This is a genomic window from Polaribacter sp. Asnod1-A03, assembly GCF_045063585.1.
Classification (GTDB): domain Bacteria; phylum Bacteroidota; class Bacteroidia; order Flavobacteriales; family Flavobacteriaceae; genus Polaribacter.
This window is the reverse complement of sequence record NZ_JBEFOE010000009.1, coordinates 1,500,976-1,518,608: the sequence shown is the minus strand read 5'-3', so window position 1 is coordinate 1,518,608 and position 17,633 is coordinate 1,500,976. Positions and strand designations below refer to the sequence as shown.

Here is a 17,633-nt window from a genome sequence, read left to right as displayed (position 1 = left end):
GTTTTATGATAGATAAAAAAATAGCAATAATAGGATTAGGTTACGTCGGTTTGCCGTTGGCAAGGTTGTTTGCAACCAAATATGCAGTTGTTGGTTTTGATATAAATAAAAAAAGAATAACAGAGTTAATGTCAGGCACAGACTCAACTTTAGAGGTTTCTGATGAGTCTCTACAATCTGTCTTGTTAAAAGAATCTACAAGAGAAAAAGGATTGTTTTGTTCAGATTCTGTAGACGATATTAAAGATTGTAATTATTACATAATTACTGTGCCAACACCTGTAGATAAAAACAATAGACCTGTTTTAACTCCTTTAATTAAAGCGAGTGAAGCAGTTGGACGAGTGTTGAAAAAGGATGATATTGTAATTTATGAATCTACAGTTTATCCAGGAGCAACAGAAGAAGAGTGTATCCCTGTTTTAGAAGGGATATCTGGTTTAAAATATAATATAGATTTTTTTGCAGGATATTCTCCAGAGAGAATTAATCCGGGAGACAAAGAACATACTGTAGAAAAAATATTAAAAGTTACATCTGGTTCTACAAAAGAAATAGGTAAGAAAGTTGATGATTTGTATAAGTCTGTTATAATTGCAGGTACACATTTAGCACCAACAATAAAAGTTGCAGAAGCTGCAAAAGTGATAGAGAACTCTCAAAGAGATATAAATATTGCTTTTGTAAATGAGTTGGCTAAAATCTTTGGATTAATGAATATTAATACTCACGATGTTTTAGAAGCAGCCGGAACAAAATGGAACTTTTTACCATTTAAACCAGGTTTAGTAGGCGGGCATTGTATTGGGGTCGATCCTTATTATTTAGCCCAAAAAGCACAAGAATATGGCTATCATCCAGAAATTATATTGGCAGGTAGAAGGTTAAATGATAGTATGGGTAACTATGTAGCTTCAGAAGTTGTTAAATTGATGATTAATGAAGATATAAATGTGAAAAATGCGGAGGTTTTAATTTTAGGTATTACCTTTAAGGAAAATTGTCCTGATGTAAGAAACACTAAAGCTGTAGATGTTATTTCGGCTTTAAAAGAATATGGAACAAATGTCACTATTTATGATCCTTGGGCAAATGTGGCAGATGTAAAACATGAATATAATTTAGATTCGGTAAAAGATTTACCAAATAAGAAATTTGATGCTATTGTATTAACAGTTTCTCATAAAGAGTTCATTAATTTAGATTTTGATTCTATAAAGAATGAGAAATCTATTATTTATGATGTGAAAAATATTTTACCAAATTCTATAAAAAATAAAACTTTATAATTGAAAAATTTCGCTTTAATAGGTGCTGCGGGTTATATTGCACCAAGACATTTAAAGGCAATAAAAGATACAAATAATAATCTTATTGCAGCACTAGATAAATTTGATAGTGTTGGTATTATGGATAGTTATTTTCCAAACGCAGATTTTTTTGTTGAGTTTGAAAGGTTTGATCGTCATATAGAGAAAATTAAACGTCAACAAAATATAAGTTTAGATTATGTAAGTATTTGTACGCCAAATTATTTACATGATTCGCATATTAGAATGGCTTTAAGGAGAGGTGCAGATGCTATTTGCGAAAAACCATTAGTATTAAATCCATGGAATGTTGATGCTTTAGCAGATATAGAAAAAGAATCTGGGCAGAGAATAAATACTATTTTACAATTAAGATTGCACTCTAGTATTATACAATTAAAGAATAAAGTTGCTTCTGAAAATAAAAAAGGTAAATATGATGTTGATCTAACATATATAACCTCTAGAGGTAATTGGTATGATATATCTTGGAAAGGAGATGCTTCAAAATCAGGAGGTATTGCAACCAATATAGGTGTTCATTTTTATGACATGCTTTCTTGGGTTTTTGGAGAAGTAGAAGAAAATGTAGTTCATTTAAGAGAAAAAAATAAAGCTGCTGGTTATTTGGAGTTTAAAAATGCAAGAGTAAGATGGTTTTTATCTATTGATGAGAATGATTTACCTCAAAATATTAAAGATATTGGGCAAAGAACGTTTCGTTCTATAAATATTGATAACACTGAATTAGAATTTAGCAAAGGCTTTACAGAATTGCATACAGAAAGTTATAAAAATATTTTAAAAGGAAACAGTTTTGGGTTAGAAGATGCGAAAAATTCTATTCAAATTGTACACGATATTAGGAATCAGGAAATTAATTCAAAAGGTGAGAAGCATCTTTTCTTAAATAAAATCTAAACAAGATGAAAAAAAAAGCAATTATTGTTTCGGGTTATTTTAACCCAATTCACAAAGGACATTTAGAGTATTTTAATAATGCAAAAGCTTTAGCAGATGAGTTATTTGTAATTGTTAATAGTGATCTTCAAAGAGGTTTAAAAGGGTCGAAAGAATTTCAAAAAGAAGATGAAAGGTTATTTATTGTTCAAAATATTAAAGCAGTAGATAAAGCAATTATATCAATAGATAAAGATAGAACAGTTTGTGAGTCTATTCGTTCTTTTTATGAAAAGTATAATGAAGAGTACGATTTAGGTTTTGCAAATGGAGGTGATCAAAATAACAATTCTATTCCAGAAGTACCTGTTTGTAATGAATTAGGTATTAAATTGATTGATGGATTAGGAGATAAAATACAATCTTCATCTTGGTTGTTGAATAAACAGTAATATAAAATGCTAAATTTATTTTTTTTATGTTAAATTTAAAAGATATTAGCAGCATTACTTTAATGTGATAATAAATTATATATTTGAAAAAAAACAATTATGAAAGTAGGTATTACCTTTAGTGCTTTTGACTTATTTCATGCAGGTCATGTAAAGATGTTAGAAGATGCAAAAAATGAATGTGATTTTTTAATTTGTGGATTACAAACAGATCCAACTTTAGATCGTCCAGAAAAAAATAGACCAATTCAATCTGTAGTAGAAAGATATATCCAATTAAAAGGATGTAAGTATGTAGATGAAATTGTGCCTTATGCAACAGAACAAGATTTAGAAGATGTATTACGCTCATTTAAGATTGATGTAAGGATTGTTGGAGATGAGTATGCTAGTAAGCAATTTACAGGAAGAAAATATTGTGAAGAAGTTGGTATTGAGTTATTCTATAATAAAAGAGAACACCGTTTCTCTAGTAGTGGGTTAAGAAGAGAGGTTCAAGAAAAAGAAAACTTAAAAGAAAAACTTAAAGCTAAAAAAGTATAAACTAAAATAATAAATACAATCTACAATTACTGTAGATTGTATTTATTATTTTATATGTGTTTTTAGTAATGGAAAATAAATAATGGATAAAGAATTAAAAATTTACATAGCTGGTCACCGTGGTATGGTTGGTTCTGCTGTGTGGCGAGCTTTAGAAAAGAAAGGATATACGAATTTAATAGGTAAAACTAGTAAAGAGTTAGATTTAAAGAACCAAGAAGCAGTTGCCGCTTTTTTAGAAGAAGAAAAGCCAGGAGCTATAATAGATGCAGCAGCAAGAGTTGGAGGTATTTTAGCGAATAATGAGTACCCTTATCAGTTCTTGATGGAGAATATGCAAATTCAAAATAATTTAATTGATAGCGCTTTAAAAACAGGTATCGAGAAATTTATATTCTTAGGAAGTTCTTGTATTTACCCAAAATTTGCACCACAACCATTAAAAGAAGAATATTTACTAACAGATTCTTTAGAACCTACAAATGAATGGTACGCTGTAGCTAAAATTACAGGCGTAAAATTATGTCAAGCAATTAGAAAGCAATTTCATAAAGATTACGTAAGCTTAATGCCAACGAATCTATATGGATATTTTGATAATTTTGACTTAAAAACATCTCATGTTTTACCAGCAATGATTCGTAAGTTTCATGAAGCTAAAAACAATAATAATGCCGATGTCACTTTGTGGGGTAGTGGAACCCCAATGAGAGAATTCTTATTTGTAGATGATATGGCAGAAGCCGTAGTCTATGCCTTAGAAAATGAATTGCCAGAATACTTATATAATGTAGGTTCAGGAAAAGACATTACGATAAAAGAATTAGCGGAAACAATTCAAAAAGTAACAGGCCATCAAGGTAACATTGTTTGGGATTCAGAAAAACCAGACGGTACACCAAGAAAGTTAATGGATGTATCTAAAATGAAAGAGATTGGTTGGCAATCTAAAACAGAATTAGAAGAAGGTATTGAAAAAACTTATGACTGGTTTTTAAGCAACATTGATACCATCAAACAAGTAAAAATGTAAATTTACTTTTACTGAAAAGAAAATAATTTACAAAAGAAAACAAAAAGTTACAAAAGATAAAAAATAATTAAATTAATATGAAGGTTGCATTAATCACGGGAATTACAGGACAAGATGGGTCTTATTTAGCAGAGTTATTATTGGAAAAAGGATATATGGTACATGGAGTTAAAAGGAGGTCATCTCTATTTAACACAAACAGAATCGATCATTTATACCAAGATCCACATGATCCAGATCAAAGATTAAAATTACATTATGGAGATCTAACAGATTCTATGAATCTAACAAGAATTATCCAAGAATGTCAACCAGATGAGATTTATAATTTAGGAGCGATGTCTCATGTAGCCGTTTCTTTTGATACACCAGAGTATGTAGGAAATGTAGATGGATTAGGAACTTTGAGAATCTTAGAAGCAGTGCGTATCTTAGGATTAGAAAAGAAAACAAGAATTTATCAAGCTTCTACTTCAGAGTTATTTGGAGGGATGCCAGAGAATAAAAACGAAAGAGGTTTTTATGATGAGAATTCAGCATTATATCCACGTTCACCATATGGAGTTGCAAAGATTTATGGCTTTTGGATTACCAAAAATTATAGAGAAGCTTATGATATGTTTGCATGTAATGGGTTGTTATTTAACCATGAGTCACCAAGAAGAGGAGAGACTTTTGTAACAAGAAAAATAACAAGAGCCGTTGCAAAAATAGCTTTAGGATTACAAGAAAAAGTGTTTTTAGGGAATTTAGAGGCAAAACGTGATTGGGGACATGCAAAGGATTATGTACGTATGATGTGGATGATCTTGCAAGCGGATAAGGCAGAAGATTGGGTTATTGCAACAGGAGTGACCACTACGGTAAGAGACTTTGTACGTATGGCTTTTGAAGAAGTAGGTATCGAAGTAGAATTTAAAGGAGAAGGAGTAGATGAGAAAGCCTATGTTGTAGCCTGTGCTAAAGAAGAGTTTCAGGTAGAAATAGGAAAAGAAGTATTGTCAGTAGATCCTTCATATTTCCGTCCAACAGAAGTAGATTTATTAATAGGAGATCCAACAAAAGCAAAAGAAAAGTTAGGTTGGGTACCAGAGTATGAATTAAAAGACTTGGTAAAAGATATGATGCAAGGAGATGTTGCTTTAATGAAAAAAGATGTTGACTTGTTAAAAGCAGGGCATCAAATATTGAAGCAAGCAGAATAAAATTGGATTAAAAAAAATATTAAAAAGAAAAGGTGCTGTATTCATAACTTTTTTTGATTTACAGTTTTAATAAATTACAATGATTTTACGGGATACATGTTTTTAAATCAAATATAATTTCTGAAGATGAATTGATAGAAAAAATTCTGTCAATTCATTTTTTTTAAAATCAATAATAAAATAAAAGAATGTCAAATAAATATAAACTAGTGATAAAACCTAAAGTAGGTTTATTTGATTTTAGTTTTAAAGAAGTTTGGGAATACAAAGATTTACTTTTACTATTTGTACGTCGTGATTTTATTGCGGTTTACAAACAAACTATTCTAGGGCCACTATGGTTTTTTATTCAACCTATTTTAACTACGCTTATGTTTATGGTGGTTTTTGGGGGAATTGGTAAGATGAGTACAGACGGAATGCCGCAAGCAGTATTTTACCTTGCAGGTATTGTAAGTTGGAATTATTTTGCAGATGTTTTAAAAACAACTTCAGAAACATTTGTACAGAATGCAAATATTTTTGGAAAAGTTTATTTTCCAAGAATAATTTCACCATTATCAATTGTGATTTCTAAATTGATAACTTTTGGAGTACAATTATTTTTGTTTCTTATCGTTTTTTTCTACTACTTAATTTTTACAGATTCAATTATACAACCTAACTGGTATTTATTGTTACTACCAGTATTAATTATTATAACAGGTGGTATGAGTTTTGGTTTAGGGTTGTTAATAACTGCATTAACTACAAAATATAGAGATTTTAGATTTTTAATTGCTTTTGCTATTCAACTGGCCATGTATGCAACTCCAGTAATCTATCCTTCGAGTATGATTGAGGGTAAAATGGAAATTGTTATTAAAGCAAACCCTATGAGTGCAATTATAGAAACTTTTCGATATGCATTTTTAGGTGTCGGTGATTTTAGTTGGGGAGGTCTTTTATATAGTTTTATAGTTATGGTTTTATTCATTATTATAGGTGTATTAAGCTTTAATAAAGTTGAAAAAAGTTTTATGGATACAGTTTAACTGTTTTAAAAATTGATTATGAAACCAATAGTAGAAATAGAAAATATAAGTAAACAATATAGGTTGGGAGATGTTGGTACAGGTACATTATCTCATGATTTAAATAGATGGTGGCATACTGTAAGAGGTAAAGAGGATCCTTATTTAGAAGTAGGAGATGTAAATGATAGATCTGTAAAAGGAGTTTCTGACTACGTGTGGGCATTAAAAGATATTAGTTTTAAAGTTAACCCAGGAGAGATTGTTGGAGTTATAGGTAAAAATGGTGCAGGAAAATCTACATTACTAAAATTATTAAGTAGAGTTACAGCGCCAACAACAGGTACAATAACTGCATATGGTAGAATAGCTTCTTTATTAGAAGTTGGTACAGGATTTCACCCTGAATTAACTGGTAAAGAAAATGTTTTTCTTAATGGTGCAATAATGGGAATGACAAAAGCTGAAATTACAGATAAATTTGACGAAATTGTTGAATTTGCTGGTTGTGCTCGTTATATAGATACACCTGTTAAAAGATATTCTTCTGGGATGTATGTAAGATTGGCTTTTGCAGTAGCAGCTCATTTAGAACCAGAAATTTTGGTGGTTGATGAAGTATTGGCAGTAGGAGATGCTGAGTTTCAAAAAAAGGCGATTGGTAAAATGAAAGAAGTTTCTCAAGAACAAGGAAGAACTGTTTTATTTGTAAGCCATAATATGGGAACGATAAAACAAATATGCAATAGGTGTGTGGTACTTGGAAACGGACAAGTAAAATTTGATGGAGATGTTATTGAAGCTATAAACTTATACAATAAAAAAGATGTAGCTGAAGGTGAAGCTAACAAAATGTCAATTGATATTCCTTTAGAAAAAAATAATTACCCGAATGAAGTAGTTTTTAAAAATTGCACTTTAATGGAAGGGAATGATATTGCTTCTGATGAAGTTTCGGATATTAATGAAGTTGCTGTAGTTATTAAAGGTAAAATAGTGAAGCCAAACAGAAATTTAGTAATTTTTGTTTCTTTATTTGATGAATATAATAATTTAATTTCTGTTAATGATGTATTCGAGAACTCGGACATTACACCCGAGGATTTGGTTATTGGAGATTTTATATTAAGAGCAAAACTTCCGATTGGCCAATTTTTACCAAGAAACTATAGAATATGTGTTTCATCTGTAATTCATTATCAAGGTTGGGCTTTAAAAGAAGATGAAATTAATTTCGATTTTAGATTCATTAAAACTAATTTTTCTCATGCTGTATATTCTGAGTCTAATTTTCCTATGACAGGTAAAGCTAAACCAGGATATCTAAATACTAGTTTTAACTGGGAATTGACTTATGAAAAAGATTAAAATAGTCAAAAACTGGAACTATCCAAAGTTATCTACCATAACCCCAAATAATTCATTAATCTGGGGTAATTATCAATTTATAACAGAAGAAAATGAAGCTGAATATGATAATAACTATGATGGATTAATTATTTTTAATTTTAGTAAAAACGAATTAAATTTAAATTGTGCTAAGATTAACACTTTAATTTGTACACAAGAACCACCTACAGAAAGATATGCTTTTTTTAAAAAAAGATTTCCGGATGTAGGCCATGTTTTAACTCAATTTGTTAAAACTGATAAGAATATTGTCCCACATCATCCTTGTTTACCTTGGTGGCTTGGTAAGGATTTAGATTTTTTAAAAAACCTAAAACTAGATGGTTTAGACAAAAAATCATCAATTTGTTGGATTACAAGTAATAAGTCTTTCCATAGTGGTCATTCTGCACGATTAAATTTTAAGAAAGAGATTGATAGTTTAAATCTAGATTATAACTTATTTGGTAAAGGTTTTAAGGAGATAGATAATAAATGGGATGTCTTAAAAAATTTTAAATATACATTAGCTATAGAAAACTCCAATCATAAGGATTATTGGACGGAGAAAATAATGGATGCTTTTTTAAGTTATACAATGCCAATTTATTACGGTTGTCCTAATATTACAAAGTATTTTCCGAAAGAAGCAATTATTTTTATAGATATAAATAAACCAGAAGAAGCTACTAAAATAATACAAGAAGCAATTAAAAATAATTTATGGGAAAAGCACATAGATGCTATAAAGATTGCTAGAAACTTAATTATAGAGAAATACAATATGTTTGCTTCATTAAGTGAATTTATGGATAATAATTTTGATTTTTCTAAAAAAGGAAATGTAGAAATACCAGCAAATAATTGGCCAGGTTTAGATACAAACCCTAGTTATTATAAAAAACTAAGGCATTTTATCAAAACTAAAATAAGAAAATAGTTTTAAGGAATTGTAGAATTTAACTCTGCATTTTATAATATAGAATTACAAGTAAATAATTTCAATTAAAATAATCTTGAAAAAGAAAATTATGGTAGAAGTTTATAAACTTGTCTTATTGAAAAGAGTCAGGTATTAAAAATTAATTTATTTAAAGACTGATTTAAAAATATTAAAGAATAGTTTATAAACATATAATTTAGATTAAATGATACCTAAAGTTATACATTATGTATGGTTTGGAAGTTCAAAAAAACCAGAACTAATTACTAAATGCATTAAAACCTGGAAAGAGGTTTTACCTAATCATAAAATTAAAGAATGGAATGAATCTAATTCTCCCGTTGATCATCCATTTGTAAAATATTGTATTGAAAATAAACAATGGGCTTTTGCTTCTGATTATGTAAGATTATGGGCTTTATATAGGGACGGAGGTATTTATTTAGATACCGACATGGAAGTTAAAAAAGACTTTACACACCTTTGGGATAATAAATCATTTTTTGCATCTTATGAGAATAAATATCTAATAAATCTAGGGATATTTGCTTGTGAAAAAGAAGACCATAGAATTGCTACAATTCTAAAAATTTATGAGTGTTTAATTTTTCCTGCTCCTATACCTAATATTTTTACAGAAATTTTTAAAATAAATAGTGATTGGTTTAAGGATAAAAGTATTTATTTAGGAGACCAAGAAATGTTCTATTCAGAAATTGAAGGAGCGCCTAAAAAAAGCCCTTATACAATTCATCATTCAGAAGGATCTTGGGTTAAGACTTTTAAAGTTTTTAAACTAGCTTATATAAGACATCTTTTTAAATTAAATGACAAAAAATATATTTTTAAAGATGTATTAGAAAATACTGAAAAAATTCTTTTAAGTGTTGATAATCAAACAACAAAAAAAATGCTGTTATCTCAGTTAGAAGATTTTAAAGAAGTTTATATTTTTGAAACACATCTAAAAGGACCATCATTTAATATCAGAAACCTTATAGTAGCTTTTAAAGATTTAAGATTTTCATATTTTACAGAATTAAGTCCCTATCAACAAATAGGATTTTTTTGTAAATCAATTATTAATAAAAAATGATGAATGAAAAAGATGCTAATATCTGTAATTATACCTAATTTTAATAATTCTAGTTATTTAAAAGAGTGTATTTCTTCTGTATTTAATCAGACATATAAAAATATAGAATGTATAGTAATTGATGATAATTCTACCGATAATTCTATAGAAATAATTACAAGTTTAAAGAAACAGTTTCCATATTTATTATATTTTAAAAACGATACAAATAAAGGGGTTTCATACTCTAGAAATAGAGGTGCAGAAATTGCTAAAGGAAATTATATTTCTTTTTTAGATGCGGATGATTATTGGTTGTCAACAAAATTAGAAAAGGAGTTAGATTTAATTGATGGAACTAAAGCTAATTTAGTGTTTACACCTTATAAATGGTTTAACCAAGAAGAAACTTTAAGTAATACTAATGCGATTGAAAATAAACGAACAAATGTATTTGATTATTGGAAAGATAGTCTAATATCACCTAGCGGATTAACTATTAAAAAAGATTTTTTTACAGAAGTAGGTGGTTTTGATACTACATTAAAAGGTTGTGAAGACATGGACTTTTTCTTTAGATGTGCCATTAAAGATTTTAAAATTTTGTCTACAGAATCTTATAATGTCAAAATAAGAATTCATGAAGGTAATACAAAGAATAATTACCAAAGAATGTACGAAGGGCATATTATATCTTTAAAGAAGTGGTGTGAGATTGTAGAAGAAAATAAGGAATATAAAACATCAGAATATATTACTGCAGTTAGAAATAAATTAAGTAAAGCAAGGTATTATGCATCGATGCTTAATAGTAGAAGTTTAAAATTAAAAACCTTTAAAATAGGGTTTAAAATATTTGGAGTAAAATATTTTGATAAGGTTTTGTTGTTTTCACTATATAAAATCTTATTTAATGTCAAATAATAAAATATTACAAGTTTTAACTCAAGAAGAATATTATTCTCCTAAAAATGGAGGAGCAATAGCTACATGGGTTAAAGAATTTTCTAGTGAATTGGTAGAATATGAAACAACAGTTTGTGCTCCTTTTTCTGATACTCCGTTTAAAGTTAATAATTTAAAACAAATAAAAACAAAATTTGCGAAGTCTATTAGTAAGTATTCGGGGGCAAAAATAGGACATCATTTAAAATATAATACTTATGTAATTTTAGTTGGTTTATTTGCAAGAAGAAAGAAATATAAGATAATACATGTACATAATCGCCCAAATTATATTCCAATCATAAAAAGATTAAATCCGAATGCAAAAGTTATGTTGCATATGCATAACGATCATGTATTTGATGCAAATCATAAACAAATAAATGATTTATATACTTATTGCGATAAAATAATTTCTGTAAGTGGTTATATTCAAAATGGAATTTTAAAGAAAGGAGCAGATCATAATTTAGATTTTAAATCTAAGTGTGCTGTTTTATTAAACGGGAGTAATCCAGACCATTTTGTAAGAACATTACCCGCAAAAAATAATCAAATTTTATTTATAGGTAGATTAGATGAAACAAAAGGGATAAAACAATTAATAGAAGCTGTACTGTTAGTTAAGAAGAAGATTTCTACGGTTAAATTAATTATTGCTGGTAGTGCTGGTTTTGGTAATATGGAAGATTCCCCTTTTGTAAAGTCACTTAAAGAGCTTACAAAAAATGATAAAGAGAATTTTGATTTCTTAGGTTATGTAGACCATGATGATGTACCTGATTTATTTAAAAAAGTTGCTTTGTATTGTATACCTTCTATATGGAACGATCCTTGTCCGCTTTCTGTAATAGAAGGGATGGCTTCGGGTATTCCTATGATTGTTGGTGATAGAGGAGGAATCCCAGAAGAAGTTGGAGACGCTGCAATAAAGTTAAATTGCGAAGATGTTACTAAATTAGCAAATACAATTATTTATGCTTTAGAGAATGACCATGAAATGAAATTATTAGCAGATAAAGCACACAAACGTTTTACAAATAATTTTACATGGAAACATGTTACTAATAATTACATAAAGATAATTGATAAACTGTAAACTGTGAGTAAAGTAAATAATTTATATAATTTTATAAGAATATGAAGATTTTATATTTTTCTACAGCAATAGCTATAAGTGAAACTTTTATATATGAATTATCTAAAGGTTTATCTACTAAAAATGATGTTACCCATATTGTAGCAGAAGATCCCTTTTATAAAGAAGGGATAAACTATAAAGTAATAGATTTTGAAATTTCAAAAAAAATAGTTTTTTATCTTTCTTATTTGTTAGAATCTCGTGGACATAAAATATTATATAAATTAAGAAAAAAGAAAGCTTGTAAAAATTTATATTCAGAAATTAATAAAAATGATGTTGTTTATATTGATTATGGTACAACTGCTGTAAGAATTTTACCAGAATTAGTTAAGTTAAAGAAAGCTTTTGTAGTTCATTTTCATGGGTTTGATATTACATCAGAATTAAAAAATAATAGTTATAAGATCGATTTAAAAACTATTTTTAAAGAAGCTAGTTTTATAGTTGCTGCTTCTTATCACATAAAAAGATTATTAGTTATTAATGGTTGTGATAGTTCTAAAATTAAAGTTATAAGATTAGGTTTAAATTCATCAAATAAATGTTTAAATTTAACCTGGGAAGAAAAGAAATATGATTTTGTATTTGTTGGTAGATTAACACCTAAAAAGAATCCAATAGCCTTAATTTATGCTTTTTATGAATGTTTTTTGAAAAGACCAAATTCTAATTTACAAATTATAGGAGGTGGAGATTTATTGCAAGAATGTAAAGATTTATGTTTAAAATTAGGGATTGAAAAAAATGTAGTTTTTAGAGGAGCACTTGATAATAAATATGTACTTGATATATTAAATCAATCAAGGATATATGTACAACATTCAGTTACACCAATTACAGGAGATCAAGAAGGGTTTGCTATTAGTATTGCAGAAGCAGCGTCTTTAAAGTTGCCGGTTGTTTCTACTTTCCATAATGGAATACCAGAAAATGTAATTCATAATAAATCAGGAATTTTAGTTAAAGAATATGATTATGAAGAGATGGGGAAAAAAATGCTTTATCTTGTTAACAATAAAGAGATAGCGAATGAAATGGGAGAGTATGGTAGAAAACATATACTTAATTTATGCTCTAATGAAAATAGAATTGTAGAAATAGAAAATTTATTGACTACAGCTATATCAGAATAAATATGACAATAAAATCGAAAGCAAAAGTCTCAATAATTATACCAGCATTTAATGCGGAATCTTATATTGAAGAAACGGTAGAATCTGTTTTAAATCAATCTTATAAGAATATAGAAATAATTATTATAGATGATTATTCTACAGATAATACGAGCTCGATTTTAAAGAGATTGGAAGATAAAAACCTGTCTTTTATAAAAGTTTTTAAAAATTATGGAAAAGGAGCTTGTGCTGCTCGTAATTATGGATTTGAGTTAAGTGATGGAGATTATATTCAATATTTAGATGCTGATGATATTTTAGATTCTTTAAAAGTTGAAAAACAAATGCAATTATTTGAAGAGTTTGGAAATGAAATTATATGCAGCGGTGTTTGGGGACGATTTTATAATAGCCCAGAAGATGTAAAATGGGAAAATCAAAATATAAATAAAGATTACGAAAAACCTATTGATTGGTTGGTGGATAGTTGGAATGGAAATGGAATGGGGCAAACCTCAGTTTGGTTAACGCACCGTAGCTTAATTAAAAAGGCAGGTAAATGGAATGAAGATTTAACATTAAACCAAGATGGAGAGTTTTTTTCGAAAGTATTACTTAAAGCAAAAGAAATAAAGTTTTGTAAAGATGCAAAAGTGTATTACAGATCAGGTAATTCAGAAAGTATATCTCAACAAAACAGACTTAGTTTTAAGAAAGCTTCGTCATTATTACAATCTTATGAATTATATCAGAAAAATTGCAAAGAAAATATGAATTCAGAAAAAGTTAAAAAAAGTTTAGGAGAAAATTATTTAAATTTTATTTATCAATTTTACCCTTTGTATCCAGAGTTACAAAAAAGAGCAGAAGAAAAATTTTATACTCTAGGGCATCAAAAGATGTGGCCAGTAGGAGGAGAGAATTTTAAGAAGATAGGTAAAATAATAGGGTTAAAAAACGCCTTAAAATTAAGGTCTTTATTTTTAAAAGTTAATTCATGAAAATTGCATATTTTACAAATATTGAATTAAATGAACAAAGTGGTGGTGCATCTGGCTTAAATGTGGCAACAAAAAAAATTTTAGAAAAGAATTTTGAAGTTTCTTTAATGCCGATTATTTTTCCTTCTAGTGATTATTATAAAAAAACAATTTCTAAAGCAAAAAGGGTTGTTGGCTTAAAAGGAGAATATCATTTTTTTTCAGAAAATCGATTAAACAAAGTTTATGAAACCTTTAGTTCAATAAAGAAGGTACAAGAATTTAATGCATATTTCTTTTTTGGTTTTACACAATGGATAAAAATAAATCCTAACAAACCTTATTACTGTTTTAATGATGCTTGTTTTGCTACTTATGTAAATGTTTATAATAATAAAGAAGATTTCTTAGAAAAAGATTTAGATAGGATATTTAAATTAGAAAAAAAATGGCTTAAAAATGCAGAAAAAGTTTTTTTTACATCACAATGGGCTATAGATGAAACTAAAGAATATTATAACATAGATGGAAAAAATTTTATAAATGTAGGTGTTGGTGGTTTTATAGATATACCACAAGAAGATAATTATAAAGAAGGTTTTAATTTTCTCTTTATTTCTAGAGAATTTATACCGAAAGGAGGGCTTACTGTTGTTGATGCAATAACCGAAGTAAGAAAAAAATTTCCTAAAGCAAGTCTTTGGGTTGTGGGAGAAAGACCTCCTGAAAATGTTTTAGAAAAAGAAGGTATTATATATAAAGGCTTTTTTGATAAGAGTATTCCTGAAGAAGAAAAAGAGTTAAATACAATTTTTAAAGAATCTTTTGCTATTGTTCATCCTACGTTAAAAGATACTACTACTCTGGTTATAAATGAGCTAGCTTATTTTGGTTGTCCAGCAATATCCTCTAATAAATTTGCTATACCAGAGTATTTGCTAGAAGGTAAATCTGGTTATTTACTGAGTGATCCAAGAGATAAAAAAGAGTTAGCTTCTAAAATGGTTAAAATGATAGAAGATGAAAATAACTATTCGAAAATGCGTCGTTTCTCAAGAGAAAATGCCATATTAAATAATACTTGGCAAAAGGTAGGAGAGAGAATGTTAAAAAATATAAATAGTTAATAGATGATTTTTAACTCTTTAGATTTTGCTGTTTTTTTACCAGTTGTATTTATACTTTATTGGTTTGTATTTTATAAAAATTTAAAACAACAAAATTTATTAATAGTAGCTGCAAGTTATTTATTTTATGGTTGGTGGGATTGGAGGTTTTTATCATTAATATTTTTTAGTACTGTTGTAGATTTTTTAATAGGTCGTAAATTAAAAATAGAAAAAGAACACACAAAACGTAAAATTTTACTTTGGGTAAGTATTTTAGTAAATCTTGGGTTCTTAGGATTTTTTAAATATTACAATTTTTTTCTAGATAACTTTATTTCTGCTTTTTCTTTTTTCGGAACAGAAATACAAGTAAATAATTTAAACATTATACTACCAGTTGGTATTAGTTTTTACACTTTTCAAACCTTAAGTTATACTATAGATGTTTATAGAAAAAAACTAGAACCAACAGAAGATTTTATTGTTTTTGCTGCTTTTGTAAGTTTTTTTCCTCAATTAGTAGCAGGTCCGATAGAACGGGCAACTCATTTGTTACCTCAATTTACTAAGGAAAAGAAAATAAAATTTATTAATATACAATTTGGAGTAATACGTGTTTTATGGGGATTATTTAAAAAAGTTGTAATTGCAGATAGACTTGCGTTAACAGTGAACACGGTTTATAATTCACCTGATGAATTTGGAGGAATCCATTATATTATTGCTACTATTTTATTTGCATTTCAAATATATTGTGATTTTTCTGGGTATTCTGATATTGCAATTGGTGTTGCTAGAATGTTTAATTTTAAACTGATGGAAAATTTTAAGAGCCCTTATTTTTCTAAATCTTTAGGAGAATTTTGGAGACGTTGGCATATTTCACTTTCAACATGGTTTAGAGATTATTTATATATCCCTTTAGGTGGAAATAGAGTTAATACTTTTCGTATGTATTTTAACCTTTTTTTAGTTTTTGTAGTTAGTGGTTTTTGGCATGGAGCGCAATGGACATTTATTATATGGGGTTTTGTACATGGAATAATATTAATTATAGAAAATATAGTAAACACCAAAAAATTAAATTTAGATAAGAAAAAAAGTGCTTTTTTTAATTTTATTAAAATAATATTTACTTTTTGTATTGTATGTTTTGCATGGGTATTTTTTAGAGCAAATTCAACTAATGATGCTTTTTTAATAATATCTAATTTATTTGATTTTTCTCAGTCTTTAGTAACAATTACAAGAGGGATGCATTTATATATAAATAATCCATTGTGGAAATTTTTAGGAAATTTTCTACTTATTTGTATTTTGTTACTTGTGGAGTTTTTAGTAATAAAAAATAAATTAAATGAGGCTAAAATAATTAAAAAAAGACCGTTGATTAGATGGAGTATTTATACTAGTTTAGTTTTAGCAATATTGATATTTGGTTATTTTGAAGTTAATCAATTTATTTATTTTCAATTTTAAAAAAATGAGAAACGTAAATTTTGAGGTTAAAAATCTCGTAAAAAATACCGTTGGTTTTTGTTTGTTTTTAACAATAATTATTTTTTCTTTAGAAAAAACGATGGCTTATTATGTTTCATTATCATCAGATTCTCATACAGGTAAGGTTAATCTTATAATGAATCATGATATTGATCCTGATGTGATTGTTTTTGGGTCGTCTGTTACCGAAGTTGGTTTTAATTCAAATATTATTGAATCTAATATAAATAAAAGTTTTTATAATTTAGGAATTGATGGAACACCAATTTTAAAAAGTGAATTCTTAATTGATGAATTTCTTAGTTATTCTAAAAATTGTGATACAATAATTATTGGTCTTGCTTTTTTCTCGTTTTCAAAAATGGAAGGGGTGACAAAACCAGGAAGATATTTAGCATACAAATCAAACGTTTATTTAAAAGAAAATATACAAAAAGTAGCGCCAGAATTACATTCTAAATTATACAATGTACCATTTTATTCTTTTATTGTAGCAAATCATACATATTATAAGAACGCCTTTTTAGGATTAAAAAAGAGTTTAAATAAAGAGAATTTTAAGAGAGATGCTGAAAAAGGATTTTTAGGCCATGAAGAAACATATAATGATACTAGAAAATCTAAAGAATTTAAAGAAAATATTCAAATTTCAGATGAAACAGTTTTAAGGTTTAAAAACTTAATTAATAAAATAAAGTCATACAATATAACACCAGTTCTAATAATTGCACCAATGCATATTAATGGACAAAATTCATTTATAAATTATGATGAATATATAGATACAGCCAAAAAAATTGCAAGTAAAACAAATACTAGGTTAATTGATTTTTCTGAAGATGATATTGTAAAAAATGATAAGTATTTTTATAATAATGGTCATTTAAATGAGATTGGAGCTTTAAAGTTTAGTATGTATGTTAGTGATAGCCTTGTTTATCCAAAAAGCAGAATTACAAAGTAATTTAGAAGTAAGA

General features: G+C 27.6%; 17 protein-coding genes. All 17 read left to right on the top strand.

The features are described 5' to 3' along the window. The first annotated feature begins 5 nt into the window (after positions 1–5). The 17 genes from ACJJVY_RS07155 to ACJJVY_RS07075 all read left to right on the top strand — a co-directional run bounded on the left by ACJJVY_RS07155 (position 6) and on the right by ACJJVY_RS07075 (position 17,620). Entirely contained in the window at positions 6–1,289 is a 1,284-nt protein-coding gene (locus ACJJVY_RS07155) for a nucleotide sugar dehydrogenase (protein ID WP_405606363.1), read from the top strand. Continuing rightward, positions 1,290–2,231: a Gfo/Idh/MocA family protein gene (locus tag ACJJVY_RS07150; protein WP_405606361.1), complete on the top strand. Its 942-nt coding sequence runs from the start codon at positions 1,290–1,292 to the stop codon at positions 2,229–2,231. Positions 2,232–2,236: 5 nt separating this feature from the next. Next, the gene (locus ACJJVY_RS07145) at positions 2,237–2,662 is read left to right on the top strand and encodes an adenylyltransferase/cytidyltransferase family protein (RefSeq protein ID WP_405606359.1); all 426 of its coding nucleotides are present in this window, start codon (positions 2,237–2,239) and stop codon (positions 2,660–2,662) included. A gap of 99 nt (positions 2,663–2,761) precedes the next feature. Then, the gene (locus ACJJVY_RS07140; protein WP_405606357.1) at positions 2,762–3,205 is read left to right on the top strand and encodes an adenylyltransferase/cytidyltransferase family protein; all 444 of its coding nucleotides are present in this window, start codon (positions 2,762–2,764) and stop codon (positions 3,203–3,205) included. Between the two features lie 82 nt (positions 3,206–3,287). Next, positions 3,288–4,238, top strand: a complete 951-nt coding sequence (locus tag ACJJVY_RS07135; protein ID WP_405606355.1) for a GDP-L-fucose synthase family protein — start codon at positions 3,288–3,290, stop codon at positions 4,236–4,238. Between the two features lie 77 nt (positions 4,239–4,315). After that, on the top strand, positions 4,316–5,443 hold the full coding sequence (gene gmd / locus ACJJVY_RS07130; protein WP_405606353.1) for a GDP-mannose 4,6-dehydratase: 1,128 nt from the start codon (positions 4,316–4,318) through the stop codon (positions 5,441–5,443). Between the two features lie 188 nt (positions 5,444–5,631). After that, entirely contained in the window at positions 5,632–6,477 is an 846-nt protein-coding gene (locus ACJJVY_RS07125) for an ABC transporter permease (RefSeq protein ID WP_405606351.1), read from the top strand. A gap of 18 nt (positions 6,478–6,495) precedes the next feature. Further along, positions 6,496–7,824: an ABC transporter ATP-binding protein gene (locus ACJJVY_RS07120; RefSeq protein WP_405606349.1), complete on the top strand. Its 1,329-nt coding sequence runs from the start codon at positions 6,496–6,498 to the stop codon at positions 7,822–7,824. Continuing rightward, the gene (locus ACJJVY_RS07115; protein WP_405606347.1) at positions 7,811–8,785 is read left to right on the top strand and encodes a glycosyltransferase family 10 domain-containing protein; all 975 of its coding nucleotides are present in this window, start codon (positions 7,811–7,813) and stop codon (positions 8,783–8,785) included. Before ACJJVY_RS07120 ends, ACJJVY_RS07115 begins: the two co-directional genes overlap by 14 nt. Positions 8,786–8,993: 208 nt before the next feature. Next, a complete protein-coding gene (locus ACJJVY_RS07110) occupies positions 8,994–9,884 on the top strand; it encodes a glycosyltransferase family 32 protein (RefSeq protein WP_405606345.1) in 891 nt (296 codons plus the stop codon). A gap of 3 nt (positions 9,885–9,887) precedes the next feature. Then, on the top strand, positions 9,888–10,787 hold the full coding sequence (locus tag ACJJVY_RS07105) for a glycosyltransferase family 2 protein (RefSeq protein WP_405606343.1): 900 nt from the start codon (positions 9,888–9,890) through the stop codon (positions 10,785–10,787). Further along, positions 10,777–11,907: a glycosyltransferase family 4 protein gene (locus ACJJVY_RS07100; protein ID WP_405606341.1), complete on the top strand. Its 1,131-nt coding sequence runs from the start codon at positions 10,777–10,779 to the stop codon at positions 11,905–11,907. Before ACJJVY_RS07105 ends, ACJJVY_RS07100 begins: the two co-directional genes overlap by 11 nt. 41 nt (positions 11,908–11,948) lie before the next feature. Next, positions 11,949–13,085, top strand: a complete 1,137-nt coding sequence (locus ACJJVY_RS07095) for a glycosyltransferase (protein WP_405606339.1) — start codon at positions 11,949–11,951, stop codon at positions 13,083–13,085. 2 nt (positions 13,086–13,087) lie between these two features. Next, positions 13,088–14,068 (top strand): glycosyltransferase family 2 protein, encoded by a 981-nt coding sequence (locus ACJJVY_RS07090; protein ID WP_405606337.1) that lies wholly within the window; start codon positions 13,088–13,090, stop codon positions 14,066–14,068. Then, on the top strand, positions 14,065–15,174 hold the full coding sequence (locus tag ACJJVY_RS07085) for a glycosyltransferase family 4 protein (RefSeq protein ID WP_405606335.1): 1,110 nt from the start codon (positions 14,065–14,067) through the stop codon (positions 15,172–15,174). The genes ACJJVY_RS07090 and ACJJVY_RS07085 overlap by 4 nt, the downstream gene beginning before the upstream one ends. Positions 15,175–15,177: 3 nt before the next feature. Continuing rightward, positions 15,178–16,635, top strand: a complete 1,458-nt coding sequence (locus tag ACJJVY_RS07080) for an MBOAT family O-acyltransferase (protein ID WP_405606333.1) — start codon at positions 15,178–15,180, stop codon at positions 16,633–16,635. Positions 16,636–16,639: 4 nt separating this feature from the next. Then, on the top strand, positions 16,640–17,620 hold the full coding sequence (locus tag ACJJVY_RS07075; RefSeq protein ID WP_405606331.1) for a hypothetical protein: 981 nt from the start codon (positions 16,640–16,642) through the stop codon (positions 17,618–17,620). Positions 17,621–17,633 lie beyond the last annotated feature (13 nt).

Bases quoted from the DNA above. Each gene is read 5' to 3' on its own strand.
- ACJJVY_RS07155 (WP_405606363.1), top strand. From the start codon at position 6: ATGATAGATAAAAAAATAGCAATAATAGGATTAGGTTACGTCGGTTTG.
- ACJJVY_RS07145 (WP_405606359.1), top strand. From the start codon at position 2,237: ATGAAAAAAAAAGCAATTATTGTTTCGGGTTATTTTAACCCAATTCAC.
- ACJJVY_RS07140 (WP_405606357.1), top strand. From the start codon at position 2,762: ATGAAAGTAGGTATTACCTTTAGTGCTTTTGACTTATTTCATGCAGGT.
- ACJJVY_RS07135 (WP_405606355.1), top strand. From the start codon at position 3,288: ATGGATAAAGAATTAAAAATTTACATAGCTGGTCACCGTGGTATGGTT.
- gmd (WP_405606353.1), top strand. From the start codon at position 4,316: ATGAAGGTTGCATTAATCACGGGAATTACAGGACAAGATGGGTCTTAT.
- ACJJVY_RS07125 (WP_405606351.1), top strand. From the start codon at position 5,632: ATGTCAAATAAATATAAACTAGTGATAAAACCTAAAGTAGGTTTATTT.
- ACJJVY_RS07120 (WP_405606349.1), top strand. From the start codon at position 6,496: ATGAAACCAATAGTAGAAATAGAAAATATAAGTAAACAATATAGGTTG.
- ACJJVY_RS07115 (WP_405606347.1), top strand. From the start codon at position 7,811: ATGAAAAAGATTAAAATAGTCAAAAACTGGAACTATCCAAAGTTATCT.
- ACJJVY_RS07110 (WP_405606345.1), top strand. From the start codon at position 8,994: ATGATACCTAAAGTTATACATTATGTATGGTTTGGAAGTTCAAAAAAA.
- ACJJVY_RS07105 (WP_405606343.1), top strand. From the start codon at position 9,888: ATGAAAAAGATGCTAATATCTGTAATTATACCTAATTTTAATAATTCT.
- ACJJVY_RS07100 (WP_405606341.1), top strand. From the start codon at position 10,777: ATGTCAAATAATAAAATATTACAAGTTTTAACTCAAGAAGAATATTAT.
- ACJJVY_RS07095 (WP_405606339.1), top strand. From the start codon at position 11,949: ATGAAGATTTTATATTTTTCTACAGCAATAGCTATAAGTGAAACTTTT.
- ACJJVY_RS07090 (WP_405606337.1), top strand. From the start codon at position 13,088: ATGACAATAAAATCGAAAGCAAAAGTCTCAATAATTATACCAGCATTT.
- ACJJVY_RS07085 (WP_405606335.1), top strand. From the start codon at position 14,065: ATGAAAATTGCATATTTTACAAATATTGAATTAAATGAACAAAGTGGT.
- ACJJVY_RS07080 (WP_405606333.1), top strand. From the start codon at position 15,178: ATGATTTTTAACTCTTTAGATTTTGCTGTTTTTTTACCAGTTGTATTT.
- ACJJVY_RS07075 (WP_405606331.1), top strand. From the start codon at position 16,640: ATGAGAAACGTAAATTTTGAGGTTAAAAATCTCGTAAAAAATACCGTT.